Origin of the sequence: Lunatimonas salinarum (assembly GCF_017811155.1) — a bacterium.
GTDB classification, from domain to species: Bacteria; Bacteroidota; Bacteroidia; order Cytophagales; family Cyclobacteriaceae; genus Lunatimonas; species Lunatimonas salinarum.
In genome coordinates this window covers 64,678-80,240 of sequence record NZ_JACVCV010000013.1, presented here as the reverse complement: position 1 = coordinate 80,240, position 15,563 = coordinate 64,678, and the positions used below count along the sequence as shown (strand labels likewise).

Genomic DNA, 15,563 nt, shown 5'->3' with positions numbered 1-15,563 from the left:
AAATTAATTTATTTAATAAGATTTTAAACCAATCCTTTTTGAAACAAATGATCAAATTAATTAAATTTATCAAATAACATATAATAGAATACCGTATAGGCCATGGCAAGGTTATACTTTTATATTCCATTGATAAATACAATCTTTTTCAGATGGTGCTTGTTTGGATTTAGTTTGTTATACCCTACGTCTTCGGTAGTTGGTCAGTTAATTGATGTTAACCTTCGTCACTTTTCTACCGAAAGTGGCCTGACCACTCCCATGGTAAACGACCTTTACCTATGCCATGATGGGTATATCTGGATCGCTGCATTGGGCGCATTGACACGATTTGACGGAACGGAATTTAAAAGCTTTGTCCCTACGGGTAAAGAGGCAAAGTCTATAAACTTCACTTCCGTTGGCTCGGATAAAAAGGGAAACGTCTATGCGGTCGGCATTGACCGTTGGAATAATTACCGCCTTTTTAGATTACGTCCTGATACGGATGTGCTCAATGAAGTGGCAAAGGAATGGATCTCTCCTCACTCTGTTCGGGCGTTGATCGCTGCTAAAAACGGAGACTTATTACTAATTACATCCAAAGAGGAGGTCTTTCTGTCCGATGGTGAGCGTGTAGAACGATTGTTCGAATCACCCGGGCAGATCCCGATCATTTCGGCATACACAACGACCGAAAATTTTTTCTTTAGAACCTCAAATGACATTTACCGCGTAAGCCAAACAGGAAGCTTTGCTTCAATAGAAGCTTCTGAACTACCTCATTACAAATCTAGTATGTCATCCGGTAATAATAACTACCCTATCCACCATGTAGCATCAAACGATCTTTCTTACTTTTTTCCCATGTTACGAAGCTTGCTATATTCGCCAACCGCATTGTCCTTTCCGGAAACATCCTACATTTTTCTTGACCCGACCTCATCCTCTCAATGGAATATCAAAAAAAGGCGAATTATCCACGTGGATCGCAAGACCAAAGAAAGTAGAGACTTCTCTTTTCTTTTACGGGATTTCCCGAAGGCCCACGGTATTAAATGTGCCGTAATGGATCGTTTTGGGCAGATATGGCTGGGCACAAACGATGGTGTTTTTTCCCTAAAGCCGACATTCTCCATCGCGCAAAAACTGTTTACCGGAAGAGATAGGTTTGGCAATGCCTTTAGCTTCCGTGGCATCGCCCAATGGAGGGGAAAACTTTACGCAAACAGTTACTCGGGAAGATTTAGCTACCAATTCAATGAAGGAAGAGAATCACCGTTTTATAACGATACGCCTGTCGTGCATCCGCTGGCAGCCCACGCTAGAAACGAGGCCTCCCTTTGGCTATCCGATGGTCATTACCTGATGCGTTTTCACGATTCAAGCAAGGAACCTATTATCTATACACTTCCTCTCCTCCCACACTTTGACTACACCAGTTTGAACATATGGAGCATCTACGAAGACCCTGCGAGCAACGTTTGGCTCGGGACTAGTGTTGGACTTGCTGTTTTGGATAGCTTGGGAGGTCAGATACGTTTTATTTCCCCGCCATTGATGCCTTCGGATTCCATCGCAACGATCAACCACATACAGCCTGTCCACGATGGACTTTTATTGGCTACTACCTTAGGTGTGCGGCATTTTGATTTTGAGCAAGGGTTTAGTGAGCAAGGCGGTGCGTATGATTCATTGGTAATTCTTACCAAAGGCACGCCCATATACCACGTACACATCGACAAGCAAGGCATTCTATGGCTGGCCAGCCATGGGAAAGGATTGTTAAAATGGCATCCGGAAAGGAAGCAGCTGACCAGCTTTGATGCATCAAAGGGGATAAGCAGTGGCGAACTACACGCTGTTTATGAGGACAACAAGGGAGGACTATGGATACCCTCCGAAGATGGGCTTTTTATGTTTGACCCATCCGAACAAAGGGCCATTCGGTATGGAAAGGAACATGGGCTGACCGATGACGAATTCAACCGCATCGCACACTTTCAAGATCAGGAGGGAATGCTCTATTTTGGGGGGGTTGCAGGCCTAAATTTAATCGACCCCGCCAACATTTACAGGTATTACACCGATAGTACGTACTCACTTAAATGGAATGCCGCTATCGTTACGGCTCTAGATGGAAGCTTTTTGGAAGATGTTACTTCTGCGGTACGTTCTGAAATGCCGATCATCCTTTCCGGCGGATCTACAAAACTTACTCTGAAACTCTTTAATTTGGGAGGATATTCGTCATTCGAATACAGATGGAAATCTGAAGGTGCGGATTGGCAGAGGTCCAAAGATCCCGTGCTACACCTTGTGAATCTTCCGGATCGACAGGATGAACTGATTATTAGGGCACTAGATAACCGGGGTAGCGTGGTCGGCATGTTAAACCTGCCCCTGCATATCCAACACCGCATTACCATTCATGAAATACTACTGCCCATAATGATTGGAAGCGCGCTGCTTGCCGTAGTGGTTTTTGCCTTCGTTTGGCAAAAGAAATCCAGTGACGCCAAGCGCGATTCTAGGCTTAAACAACATAGAATAGCTTCCTCATTAGATCAACCTGTAGAACCGCTTGCTGAACCGCTCGATGGATTTGCCGAAAAGATTGAGGAAGTTATAAATCAGCACCTGTCGTCTCCGGATTTTGGAGTAAGCCAACTCAGTGAAGCGTTATGTCTGAGTAGAAAGAGCCTCTACCGTAAAACCAATCAGTTAATCGGGAAAAACCCCAACGAACTGATCAAGGAAAAGCGACTAGTGTATGCCAGGCAGCTGCTTTCCCAATCGGACCTCAACATAGCTGAAATCACCTTTAAAGCCGGGTTTAACTCCAGCAGTTATTTTTCAAACTGCTATAAAAAACATTATGGGCAAACTCCCAAGGAATATAGAAACCAGCTGCTGAAAAGAAAAAATTCTTGAAAACAGGAGAATTTCTGTGTCAACTGTCCCCAATCTTTCATTTTTTGACCCAAAATCAACATTTTTTTGCCTCCAAAAAGGCCAGATTTACAGGGCATTTCAATCCACTTACTATGAAAAAGGGTCTATTCATTTTATGCTTAATGGGGCAGGTTTTTGTTGCGTATTCTCAGATGATCGCCAATGAGGCAGGCATAGGAATACAAGGCATTGCAAGGGATGCCAATAATAACGCCCGATCAAATGAAGATATTACTTTGCGGTTTACCCTGTATTACCTAACGGAAAACAATACAGAGGAAACCATTCTGAACGTAAATGAAAACCTTCAGACAGATGCCTTTGGGGTTTTTTCTTATGTGTTGGAGGTAGGACAGCAGCATTATCCGATTATTGCCTATTACGAAGCATACCTAAAAATAGAAGAAGGCTCCCTTGTTATTTCCGATGAGAAGCTAAAACAAGTTCCGTACGCTGTAAGTGCGGGAAATGGGGTGCCTACAGGTTCCATTATGCCGTATATTGGAGACACCGCGCCCCAAGGCTGGGTGCTTTGTCACGGACAGGATATCTCAAACGTAGCAGGTTCGGAAAGACTGCGAAATCTGCTGGGTAAAGCCACCGTTCCTGATCTGAGGGGGATGTTTTTAAGAGGTACCGGACAAAATCAGGAATATGGAAAAGAAGGGCCCGACCTTCTGCAAACACAAGCGGACATGCTGGGGGCACATCGTCATGAAGCAGGCGCTGATATGGAGGCAGTGGGAGGGGAACATCAGCATGCCATCCGATCAGATGGCACACCTGCATTAACCGGGAATTTTCGCTCTGTTGTAAGCTATATACGTAGCAACGGTGGTGACATGACCAATTTCTTTACTCAGCGTGACGGGGCCCATACCCATCCCATAGAAGGAAGTACTGCCGAAACGGGAGGAGAGGAAACACGCCCTATCAACACGGGTGTAAATTACATCATCAAGCTTTGAGCCGACAAATGAAACGGCTACTCATTATATTGCCTCTATTGGTCCTTTGCATTGGTGCTGCCTTTGGACAGCGAGTCCATGTAAAAGATGTCACTGCCTCCCAGGCTTTTCGTAATCAAGGGTATACCTTTCAGGTAGGAGTTCCTATACTGGGCACCAATAAGGCGGTGTCGGAGCGAAGGTTTGCTCCACTGGACATCCGGTTTCCTTGGGACATTTTTTATCAGTACCAAACCTTTGCACCCGAATTCTTTGAAATATCAAAAGGGTACTTCGGTGACAAAGTCAGGCTAAACTGGGAATTTCTAAACAATCAAGACCGAATTACCAGCGTGAAGATATTTAGAAGAAGCTACAAAGACAATTCACCTGATCCCTTTCAATTGCTTGCCAACCGACCTGGCACCACGACCGAATTTGAAGACGAGTTTGCCGAGGGAGGCATACTATATGAATATAAAGTATTAGCAGAGGGCATTTTAGATACAGAAATGCCGTTCGTGAATTTCATTACCGGCATTGGCTTTCGCTCTCCCACTGCGACGGTAACAGGCAATATTTCGTTTGAAGGCGGAAATCCGGTAGCCGATGTGACGGTGTACGCGGAACCAACGGGTACTCCGATCAGCACCGGAAGTGCGCTTCAGATTCCGAGAGAGGGTGTACTACCCCTAAACCTGGTGAACCGACCACTCGAGGGATCGATGGTGTTCCAAGCTTGGCTAAAACCTGATCAAGAGGAAAACAATCCAACGGGCAGGATCTTCCGGATGCAATATTTTGAAGAAACATTGGATGTGCGCTATGCATTTGATGCATCCAATCAAACCTTACGCATCACGGTGGATGAATCTACCTTCGAGATCAAAAACTACCTACCTAACGGTAATATTGACGCACGTGGCGACGATCTCCTTGCTCCCATTGCAAACTTTATCAATCAATTCACGCACTTCACCATCGTTCTAAAGGACAACGATCATCCACAGCTATACCTGAATGGCCGGAAAATTGGAAAAAACTATTTAGCGCTGATCAATACCACCGAACGGCTGTTGGATACGGCATATGCCCAGGATCCGATGGAGATCACCACCAACAGTGAGCCCCTGATTCTCGACCGTGGAGGAAACCAAGGAAGGTGGCAGGACTTCCGAATGGGAGGAGAAGGAAGGCTGATCCTGGATGAAATCCGAATTTGGGACAACCGGGAAAACCGCTTGGACTCTGCCACCATAAGACAGGATTTCAAGCGCTATATCGGAGGCAACGATCGGTCGTTGATCGCATACTTTAGAGCCAACGAAAGCACGGGGCGGTTTGCCTATGATCTCTCTAGAAATGGGTTTGAATACAATAAAAACGATATCCGCTTATACACAGATCTTACTCCAGAAAACCAAAGACCGAAGTGGGTACGTGGGGGCGGAAACATTCCCAACAGCGACCAACTGGGCGTGATGGGGATTACCAATAGCAACGGAAACTATGAAATCAGTGCCATTTCCTATTCTGGAACCGGGGAATCATTCAATATTACACCGGTATTCGGACAGCACCGATTTGACCCAGGGCAGCAGATGGTGTTTTTAGGAAGAGGCTCTGAAGTGGTTAATAGGATAGATTTTACAGATATCAGTTCCTTTATTTTCAGGGGACGGGTGTTGTTTGATACCCGGGGTGTTTTCCCATCATTTGTGGAAACCAATGGAGGGCAGTTTGAAAATCTCAGCGAAGGTATTGAGTATGTGCTAAACCCAGGCATTATCGATGAGGGGTACAACTATTACGAAAAAGCGGGGCTAAAATATCCGAAGGGACAATATTGGTATAACGATAACGGAACACCAGAAGACCAAGATGACGATTACTTGGAGCAATATGCGACCATCAGCCCACAAGAAATCAGCATTCGCGTGGATGGACAGATTGTAATGGGATCCAATAATCGTCCGGTGCAACCAAATCGGCAAGGAGAATTCGAGATCAGGGTACCCATAGGTGACCATGCCATTTCGGTAGAAAAGACCGGGCACCATTTCCTATTCAACGGCAGATTCCCGGCCGACGAAGGAGAATTTAAGGAGTTTTTTGAAGATGCCACAGAGACGGTGTATTTTATCGACACCACCAAGGTGACAGTGGTGGGAAAAGTGGTAGGGGGGAAGTGTAGAAGCCGAGAAACCTATTGGATTTGGTGGAGAAGGCATCCGGATAGAACCATACCTGGATAAAGAAGGCTTTGAAAAAGAACAGGTAATCAGTGCCATCAATAATATCGGACTAGCAGAACTGGTGTTGGAACACCTCCCAGGAGGAAGTAATCCGACCGAGGAAACGCGGCATAGGTTCCAAACCCATCCGGAGTCGGGTGAGTTTAGGATCAGGGTTTTGCCGCTTCAATATGAAATAAATCAACTAAACGGCCTTCGGATTCCTTCAAACCCCACACTTTCTTTGCTGGAAGCTACGGAAGAGTTGAATTTTGAGCAGATAAGGCCCGAAATAAGCCCGGAGTTTATCCTTCCGGATCAGCGTAAGATCATTGGAGAACCCTTTCAGTACGAGCTAAACTTTGTCCATCGATCCATGCCGGTACTCAGGATCAATTCCCAAACCTTTGACCCAACGCTTGAACTGAATGATTCTACAATCATAAGCACAGAAGGAATGCCCTATCCCATTTTTACGCAATTCAGGGAGTATGAAATTGCCATGAGCAGTTTCGAAAGGTATTTAAACTTCGATGCAGGTGAAGAAAAAGAAGACAAGGTACCCATTTTGGATGGGGAAATGATCGTCAATAACAATCTTGCCTTAGATAACTCAGAGAACTACTCAAGAGACAACGAGGACCAAAGCATCATCCGATACACCTTCAAAGCCGGCAGCCCGGCCGTCTCGCCCCCCTTTACCAGGAGTTTGGACATTCGGTTTCGTGTAAACGGGGTGGATTACCCCGCGGAAAATTATCTCAATGAAGGGATTATTTTGGGAGGGGAATCCGATGGCAGTCAGACCTTTATTACAAAGGCTCCCGACATTCCGGACATAATTTTAAGAGATCCTCCAGGTTCGAACAGCTTTGCGGCTATAGAGCAGGGACAACGTGTGAGTTTTACCAGTAGGGTAAGAAATGTGTTTTCCGGTGGGCTTTCCTTGAACTTAAAGGTTATGTTCGGCGTGGAAATTGCCGCAGGCGGTGGTGTCGTTGGTCCGTTGATTACAACTGAAACCATACACAATATCGAAGCCGGAATAAATCTGGTAACCGGATCAACAGATGGGGAGTCGCTCACCAAAACCTACACCTTTACCCAGCGAATGGCGACCAGCAACGATCCTAGGTTTGTGGGAGCAAAAGGCGACTTGTATATAGGCCAATCAAAAAACATTGCCTATGGACAATTTGACAATGTACAGGCTTCCTTGGCTAGAATTGGGAGTAATCCCTTCCTTGAACTCCAAAACAAAGATGGTGAAAGCGCCTTTATCAGCACTCAAAAAGCCATATTCTTTAATGAACGGCCTACCGAAACATTCTTTGTTTATACACAGGACCACATTATCAATCAATTGATCCCAGAACTCGAAAGGATCATAGAAAACTTGGATAACGGCCTTATCCAAGAAGACGATCCGGGAGTATTGAGCAGAGATGAGTACCTCGAACAAATTTATCAATGGCGAAAAACCATCCAAGACAACGAACGGGCGAAAAACCTGGCCATTCGGGACAAATTCTACTTTTCGAGAGAGTCCAGGCAGTTTTTAGAGGAATACAATACCGATTTAATCAATCTAATCAATGAGTCCGACCTTCAGGGAGAGGGGGCGGGTTCCTATGAAGGCAGGTTAAGGAACCGGTTGACCCGTTCGGAGTCTTTGTTGGAATTGATCAATCAAAGCCAGGTAAACAATATTTCCTTTGATGCGGGAGCTGGTGAAATTACGAGAACCGTAGAAACGGCAATAGTGAATGAAAACACAAAGGAATTTAACCTTACCATTGACGAAACATTCGCATTTACTACGGGATTTCGCCTAAACAAAGCGGGATTACTGATTTCAGGCGGAGGATTTGCCAAGCAAGATATGAATGCCTCCTTTACAGAGGAAAGTGCCTCAACCGTAACTATCTCCTATACGCTGAAAGACCCTACCCCGTTTAACCTTTTTAGTGTAAATGTGATGAACACATTCGACGGAAACGGACCCGTTTTCAGTACGATTGGGGGGAGCACCTCCTGTCCGTACGAAGGAGAGGAACTTTCCCACTTCTATTCCCCTCAATTTCAAGGAAGCACTTTCCCTATTTTACCAGTACCGGAGGAGTACCGTGTCCCTTTAAGCAATGCTACCCAACGCATCGAACTCCCGCAAATCAGTGTGGAAACAGCAGACTTGGCCAATGTCCCAGAGAGCCAAAACGCAGAGTTTAGGCTGATTTTGGAAAACAACAGTGCAGCAGGAGTAGACGGGTACTTCCAACTGATCGTAGACAATACAACCAATCCAAACAATGCTATTTTCAATATCAACCAAAACGGAACGGTGGTCTTTATCCCTTACGGGGAAAGGGTAGAATATGCGCTAACGCTCGGAAAATCCATCTCAGATATCTATGATTACAAAAATATCAAGGTAATCTTGCAATCTCTATGCGATCCGATAAATACCTTTGACGAGGTAGTGATTTCGGCCCAATTTGTGCCCTCCTGTTCGCAAGTTACCCTAAACGCGCCTCTCGAAAACTGGACCTTCAACCGAGAAACGGCATTTAACCTGGATGGCAGCAGCAATCCCTTGTTGATACAACTAGGTGGCTACAATCGAAATTTCGGTGGTTTTGAACGTATTGATCTGGAATATCGCCCCGTGGGCTTTCCCACATGGAGCAGGTTGCATACGTATTACAACCTAGAAGCCAGCTACCAAAATGCATTAGCCTCCAACAGGCCGCAAATAAGCCTTATTTCCACTCCAAATCTGACATTCCCATTTGATATGGTGGAAAGGGGTCTTGCCGATGGCCGATATGAAATAAGGGCCAGAAGCACCTGTACCAATGGTACCGAATTCGTTTCGGATGTTGTACAAGGAAGGGTAGATCTAAATGCACCCTTGCGATTTGGAACGCCCTCTCCCACGGACGGTATTTTATCGATAGGGACAGACCTTAAAGTTCGGTTCAATGAGCCCCTTTTCTATAACGCCGCAGTCTCTATGGTGGAAATAAAGGGACAAACCAACCAACTCCCGGTAAACAATGCGGTTTCTCTTCGGTTCCAAGGGCAGGAAAACGTAATGATCCTGGAAAATCCCCAAATTCTCAACGAGGATCTGACCTTGGAATACTGGATGAACAACGCTACACAAGCACCGAACGCCACACTTTTATATCAAGCGGGAGGATTGGAAATTGCACTTGAAAACGGGGAATTGGCCTTCACACTGGGAGGCGTCCGGATCAAAGGCCCGATTTCAGACGACGGGTTGTTTCATCACTACACCTTCACCTACGATCGCCGCAACGGAGATATCAAAATTTACGAAGAAAGTACCGTGGTAGCCTCAGGCAATGGAGGCACCAACATGAGCATTGCCTCAAACAATCCCATTATCCTTGGCGGAAACACCTTTGTCGGAAATATGCATTCCCTCAAAATGTGGCGAAAAGCCATTCCCCTACAAGATGCCTTTGCGAATATGTACAACAAACTACAAGGGAATGAACCGGACCTCATTGGCTATTGGCCGCTAGACGAAGGCAGGGGAACTATTGCCCATGACCTCGCCCGATTCAAACATGCCCGAGTAGAAACCAACTGGGACATTAGACCCAAAGGAACAGCGTATCATTTTGACAATGCGCAATACATGACCTTGGACAATGTGGGGTTTGTTCAACTTACCCCCACCATGGATGCAACCCTTTCCTTCTGGGTCAAAACCCCACAAGGCCATGAGGGAACCCTCTTTTCGAATGGAAAGGGCGACGGCACAGACATCATACAAAATAACGATTTTGCCAATAAATGGTCCGTCAATATCAATGTAGAAGGCAACCTCTCTTTCGCCAGTGAAGGCTTAAGCCTTCCCTTGACGACTACCTCCATTGCAGACGATACTTGGCATCATATTACCCTTCTGCTCAATCGTTCCGGGAATTTAAGGACTCTTGTGGACGCTCAAGAAGTATCCTCTCACCTTTCCACGGGTATTGGCGGATTTTCGGGAAACCGAATATGGATTGGTGGTAGGGGCAGCCTGTCGCTGGATGGTACAGAAAACGTGGACCGACCCTTTCAAGGTCAGATCGATGAATTGAGGCTTTGGAATACCCTGAGGAATTTGGAACAAATCAACCGGGACAGGTACTTTGAAATTGAGGAAACGTCCATAGGCTTGCTTCTCTATGCGAGGATGAACGCTCCAGACCCCCCAAATAACAACGGGCCGAGGTACTTCCATGCCTTTGGCAACAACCAAATGATCTCAAGCCCGGCATTGCTAAGCCAAGGAGTTGTGAATTACAGTGCGGACGGTCCTCCCATCAAACCGGCCCGGAATCTGGTAAAATTCCAAGTAAATCAAATCATCAACGGGGATGAAATGATCTTGGAACCGGTGATCAATCGCTGGGCTGAAATTGAAGGTCAGCTACTGGACATCACCGTACACCGCATGTTTGACGGTGCCAACAACCAACAGCAATCTCCCATTACTTGGACCGCCTATGTACAGAAAAACGCCGTTAACTGGTTTGTAGAAGGATATACAGAAAGCGTGGACTTGATAAAAGATTCCGATCAGGGCATGACGCTAAACCTGGTCGTTCAAAACCAAGGCGGTACACCACAGCCCTATCGCTTTAGCGAAGTTCCAAGATGGATCACCTTAAGCAGAACCTCAGGAACGCTTCCCCCGCTTAGCCAAGTAACCATTCAGGCACATATTGCGCCGGAAATGACCCCAGGGGTTTATACCGAAAACCTAGTCTTGGACACCGATTTCGGATTCCCGCAAAGCGAGGTAGTGAACCTTAGAGTGCTTCCCGAAAGCCCAAGCTGGGAAATTGACCCTGCTGCTTTTGATTACAGCATGACCGTGATCGGTAGAATTCGACTGAACGGTGTCTTCAGCCGGGACGAGATGGATCAGGTAGCTGCCTTCCATCAGGGAGCCCTGCGCGGGGTGGGCAATCTCAGCTATGACCCTGCCTACGATGAATACTTCATCTTCCTAACAGTGTACAGCAACGAGCTCTTCGATGAACCACTTTCCTTTAAAATCTGGAATGCGACCAATGGCAACATTTACGAAGCAACGTTAAACAACCAAGTGAGTATACCTTTTACCCTCAATGAGGTAATGGGTAGTTTGCAAGCCCCTGTTATCGTTGCGAATACTGAAATACAGGAACAAGCGATCCCGCTAAATCAGGGTTGGACTTGGATCAGTTCCCGGATACATGACCCCCTATTTGCCGATCTTAATCAACTCACTGCCGGCATGAATCTAACTACCGATGATCGAATCCAAAGCCACTCCCCGGCACTTCTGGAAACCTATTTCAACGATGAGCTCCAACCCCGCAACAGCACTTGGTCGGGTACTATCAGTAATAATGGCGGGATGAGTGCGGAACGGATGTATAAGGTCTATGTACAGAACGCACAATCGCTTCAACTCCGAGGTAGACCGGTGGATCTATCCGAGTGGTACTTTGATGTGCAACCCAACTGGAACTGGCTTCCTTTCCCACTAGGGCAGAATATACCTTTGAGAGATGCCCTGGCCGGCTTTCAGGCCCAAGAAGGAGACCTGATCAAATCGCAGTCTCAATTTGCCATATATGACGCACGTAACGGCTGGAGCGGTAACCTGACCTTTTTACGGGTGGGAAGAGGCTATATGCTTAAATCTGCAAAGAGTCAGCGCTTTGCCTATCCGTCCATTTTCCATGCCAACCTCCGATCCCAGCCTAATGAAAGCAGCCAAAAAACGGCATCCGACGAAGAGGAGCGGGTACAGGCTTCATGGCTTCAATATCCGGAGACCATGAATGCCATCGTGCAACTGCCAAAGAGCTATGAACAGGTACTGGTGTACGACCTAAACGGTGAACTAAAGGGTCAAGTAGCGCCCACGGAAATTGCCGGCAAATCCCTCGGCTTCCTCACCATTTATGGTGATCAAAAGGAGAAGCTAACTTTCTACGTCAGACGGGAAAATGAAGAAATGATGACCTTCACCAGCTTTGACTTTGCCGGAAACTCCATCATGGGAACACTTCGCCAACCTGTAATCCTGCAGGTAGCTGAAACCCAATTCAACGTGATCCCCAATCCCTTTGACCATAAGTTTATGCTTCAATTTGGTGCCAAAGAGACCCAAGACATTTTGGTGCAATTATATACCGCAGACGGCAGAAAGGTCGAAGAATCGCTAATCGCTGCCAAAATCGGAAAAAACCAGGTAGCATTCCAACCGGCCGTTGCAAGCGGAGTATATATCCTCCGTATTCAGGTCGATGGCAAAGTACTCCACAAAAGAATCATTCGACGATAATGACACGATCCCTGTTAAAATTCATCTGTTTCGTTCCGCTTGCGTCTATTTTCCTGCCTGCATGGGGTCAGCGACCTGACTGGAAAGTATCAGAGCAGAATTTCGAACATACTATGTCTTTGGTAGCCTTTGTCAATGTGGACGGAAGAACGCTTACCGGATCCGGGGACATGGTAGCTGCATTTGTAGACGGAGAATGCAGAGGCGTAGCCGGCCTTACCGAAGTAACCAGCCATCAAGAGTTTCTCGCTTACCTCACACTTTTCGGCCACACGAATAATGAAATCATGAATTTTAAAATATATGATGCCACTGCCGATCGGGTGGTAGACGTAGCGCAACAACTGGTATTTCGAATAAATGCCCACGAAGGAAACCTGCTCCAACCCTTCAGCATCGCCCAACCCGCGTTAAGTGCCGCCGCCTCCATTACCGAGGTCAGCCTTGTCGGATTGGAGCCGTTGAACATAAAGGTTGAAGATGAGAAAGTGGTCTTCCAGGTAGAAAGGGATACACCCATAACAGCCCACACCTTGCTGTTTACGCTGGCAGACGGTGCTACACTCCTATGGAACAATCAACCGGTCATCTCTGGAGACAATTTACTGGACTTTTCCCAACCGGTTGTTTTGCAGGTTCGCTCAGAGGATCGCTCGGTAATGCGGTCATGGACGGTAGCTATTGAGGTTGCAACTAACCTGTTGGTATACCGACGAAATGCCACGTGCTTTGAAGCGGGCGCCATCAAAATTACTGGCAGGGGCGACGGGCAATCCATTTCGTTGATTCGGGGCGGACAGGTCATCGCTAATCGGTCTATGACGGGTGGCGAAGTGCTCTTTGATAGCTTAATCCCCGGAAGTTACACGGTACAGAGCGAAGCATTTGAAAAACAAGTAATCATCGAACAGCCATGAAGAACAATCAAATCCAGGTGATACTGCTTATTTCCCTGCTGATAGCGTCCTGCACCAAAGATGACGTGGTGATCATAGAGGCCTTGGGAGTAGATTTCGGCTATCTAAACGGCGAGATAATCCAAGAGGGCGACTGCTTCGATCCCTCAGAAAATTTTGCGGTTCTCGTACACGCGACCATGGGTAACTACGGCACCCTGAGGCCCCAGGAGTTTGACGTCTTGGTAAACGATATTCTCTACAATGTAACGTTTCGGGGAGAAGGCACTAAGCTGATTCCTGTAGAGCTGAAACAGGGTGAAAACATTGCCAGAATTCCCGGAACCAATCACGAAGCTCGTATTGTCAAAAATGCCCCTTTGGGATTTGAACTGGTAGAATGACAGGAATCCTTTCTTCATTAGGGGAAGGTTCTTTCCTGCTGTTCAGGGTGGGTTGTCATTCGGAGGATTGCCGGTGAATATTCCAACTCATCAGCGCAGCGCCGGCTGAAAGTCTAAAGTCTTTATGGTACCCTTATTTTTATGGGGAAGTTTCGGATAGTCCCTTCCCAAATTAAAATCGTATAGGAACTCTCTGGGATGCTTCTTCCCTTTTGAAGGGCGGCAATCGCTATTCAACTCCTCCCAGGGTTGGGGGAAATCCGGGGTGTCCTTTTCCCCGATTTACCATCTGGGGTTAGAGTCCTGACAGGTGTGAACCGAGATCCTCATGGACTCGGGTCAACGTATTTGTTACGTGCCCGAAGCAACCGGCCTACTCCAACACATACACGTAAAGTGCACTCGGCCCCGGCCAAGGCTCCGGGTGGGGTCTATCCCTGTTCTGCGGCAGTGTTTCCCACTTAAGCAGGTATTGTTTCCGTTCCGATGGTTGTCCCAAATCGCTGGATGAACGGATCTGAAGTCCGGGAAAATTACCTTCCACCGATGTTTCCTCCATCCACGATACGGGCTTATGCACTTCCCCGATGCGGTTAAAATCCTTATCCAGTAGCATGGTTCCCTCTCCATATTTTATGTGATCATAGCCCAACTCGTAATTTCCATCGGCCCGCCGCCGGAAGTCGCCTAGGCGAACCTCAAACACAATGCTCCCTCTACCGGAAAACTCCCAGCGATAGTCCCAATCTGTGACCTGCTTGCTTTGCCAGGCATCCCCTTCCAGCCAGGTGGTGTAAAACTGAAGATTTCCTTCTTCATCGTACTTATGAAAGGCCATCACCGGACTCAGGTTTTCATCCAACAAAAGCTTAGCGGCCAAATTGATGATTCCCCCCCGGGCCGGTATCGGCGCTACGATCACCGATTTTTGATCAAAAGTCACCGGCAAGGTGACGGGATTCCCAAGTGCGTCAAACCAATTGGTGAGATCAGGGCTTTTGATATAGGACAGATCGTGGTTGGTTTCACAATCGGGCGTATCCCTCCACACCCAATACATGTGGTACCAGTTGTCTTCCATCAGCTTGGGTTGGGATGCATAGGCATTCATCAGTCCCTGCCCATCAGTCAGCGGGGTATCCAAGAGCCTGCTCCAAGTTTTCGTTTGTGTATCGTAAATGTTGTAGATCTCATTCCCGTTTCCACTTCCACCATCCCTATAATGAAACAACAGTTCCCCTTCCCGGTTGGTCATAAAATGGGGATAGGTGCAGCGCTGCTCGTTACTACCCACCATAGACTTGTGTTGCACCAACGTACTGATATCGTATGCAACCTCCGAGCGAAAGTACGTGATGGGATGCACGTGCATGTTTCCCGATAAGTGCAGGTATCCCTCTTTGTCTATGCCGATCGTTACCGAATTATGGCTATCCCAATTTAGTATGGTGCTGGTTCCTTCCCCTGCTTCCCTGTCAAAAACCGGCAGCGTATGCAGGGAAAAAGTTGGATCCGTCAGCTTACGCTGACCCACCGTCATGTATCGGTTTCTATCATAATAGGCAATGTACTGCCTATCTCCACTTGTAAGCAACGAAAAACCCACCGGGTGACCCGCCCAGACGGAATCTATAAAAATCCGATCTACCACCGCTTTCTGTTGATCCCGCTCATCGATAACCTGCCAGCTTTGTTCCTTCTGACAGGAGAGAAACAAGGACCCTGCAAGGAGAATCATCCCTAAGCAGCCAACCGCATGCCTTACACAATTCAGCAACTCTTTCATC

7 protein-coding genes are annotated in these 15,563 nt (G+C 46.9%); 6 read left to right on the top strand and 1 reads right to left on the bottom strand.

The genetic code is table 11. The annotated features are described in order from the left end of the window. The first annotated feature begins 102 nt into the window (after positions 1-102). The 6 genes from IAQ59_RS15820 to IAQ59_RS15795 all read left to right on the top strand — a co-directional run bounded on the left by IAQ59_RS15820 (position 103) and on the right by IAQ59_RS15795 (position 13,776). Positions 103-2,913: a helix-turn-helix domain-containing protein gene (locus IAQ59_RS15820; RefSeq protein ID WP_209331808.1), complete on the top strand. Its 2,811-nt coding sequence runs from the start codon at positions 103-105 to the stop codon at positions 2,911-2,913. Between the two features lie 113 nt (positions 2,914-3,026). After that, positions 3,027-3,902, top strand: coding sequence for a phage tail protein (locus tag IAQ59_RS15815; protein WP_209331807.1), 876 nt, complete (start codon positions 3,027-3,029; stop codon positions 3,900-3,902). A gap of 8 nt (positions 3,903-3,910) precedes the next feature. After that, positions 3,911-6,136 carry a hypothetical protein gene (locus tag IAQ59_RS15810; RefSeq protein WP_209331806.1) on the top strand — a complete coding sequence of 742 codons (2,226 nt, stop codon included), beginning with the start codon at positions 3,911-3,913 and terminating at the stop codon, positions 6,134-6,136. A gap of 64 nt (positions 6,137-6,200) precedes the next feature. Continuing rightward, on the top strand, positions 6,201-12,476 hold the full coding sequence (locus IAQ59_RS15805) for a LamG-like jellyroll fold domain-containing protein (protein WP_209331805.1): 6,276 nt from the start codon (positions 6,201-6,203) through the stop codon (positions 12,474-12,476). Beyond that, complete coding sequence (locus IAQ59_RS15800) at positions 12,476-13,393, top strand: hypothetical protein (protein WP_209331804.1); 918 nt, start codon at positions 12,476-12,478, stop codon at positions 13,391-13,393. The genes IAQ59_RS15805 and IAQ59_RS15800 overlap by 1 nt, the downstream gene beginning before the upstream one ends. Continuing rightward, positions 13,390-13,776, top strand: a complete 387-nt coding sequence (locus IAQ59_RS15795) for a hypothetical protein (RefSeq protein ID WP_209331803.1) — start codon at positions 13,390-13,392, stop codon at positions 13,774-13,776. Before IAQ59_RS15800 ends, IAQ59_RS15795 begins: the two co-directional genes overlap by 4 nt. A gap of 373 nt (positions 13,777-14,149) precedes the next feature. On the opposite strand, the gene IAQ59_RS15790 is transcribed toward IAQ59_RS15795, so the two are convergent. Then, positions 14,150-15,562 carry a BNR repeat-containing protein gene (locus IAQ59_RS15790; RefSeq protein ID WP_245189642.1) on the bottom strand — a complete coding sequence of 471 codons (1,413 nt, stop codon included), beginning with the start codon at positions 15,560-15,562 and terminating at the stop codon, positions 14,150-14,152. Position 15,563 lies beyond the last annotated feature (1 nt).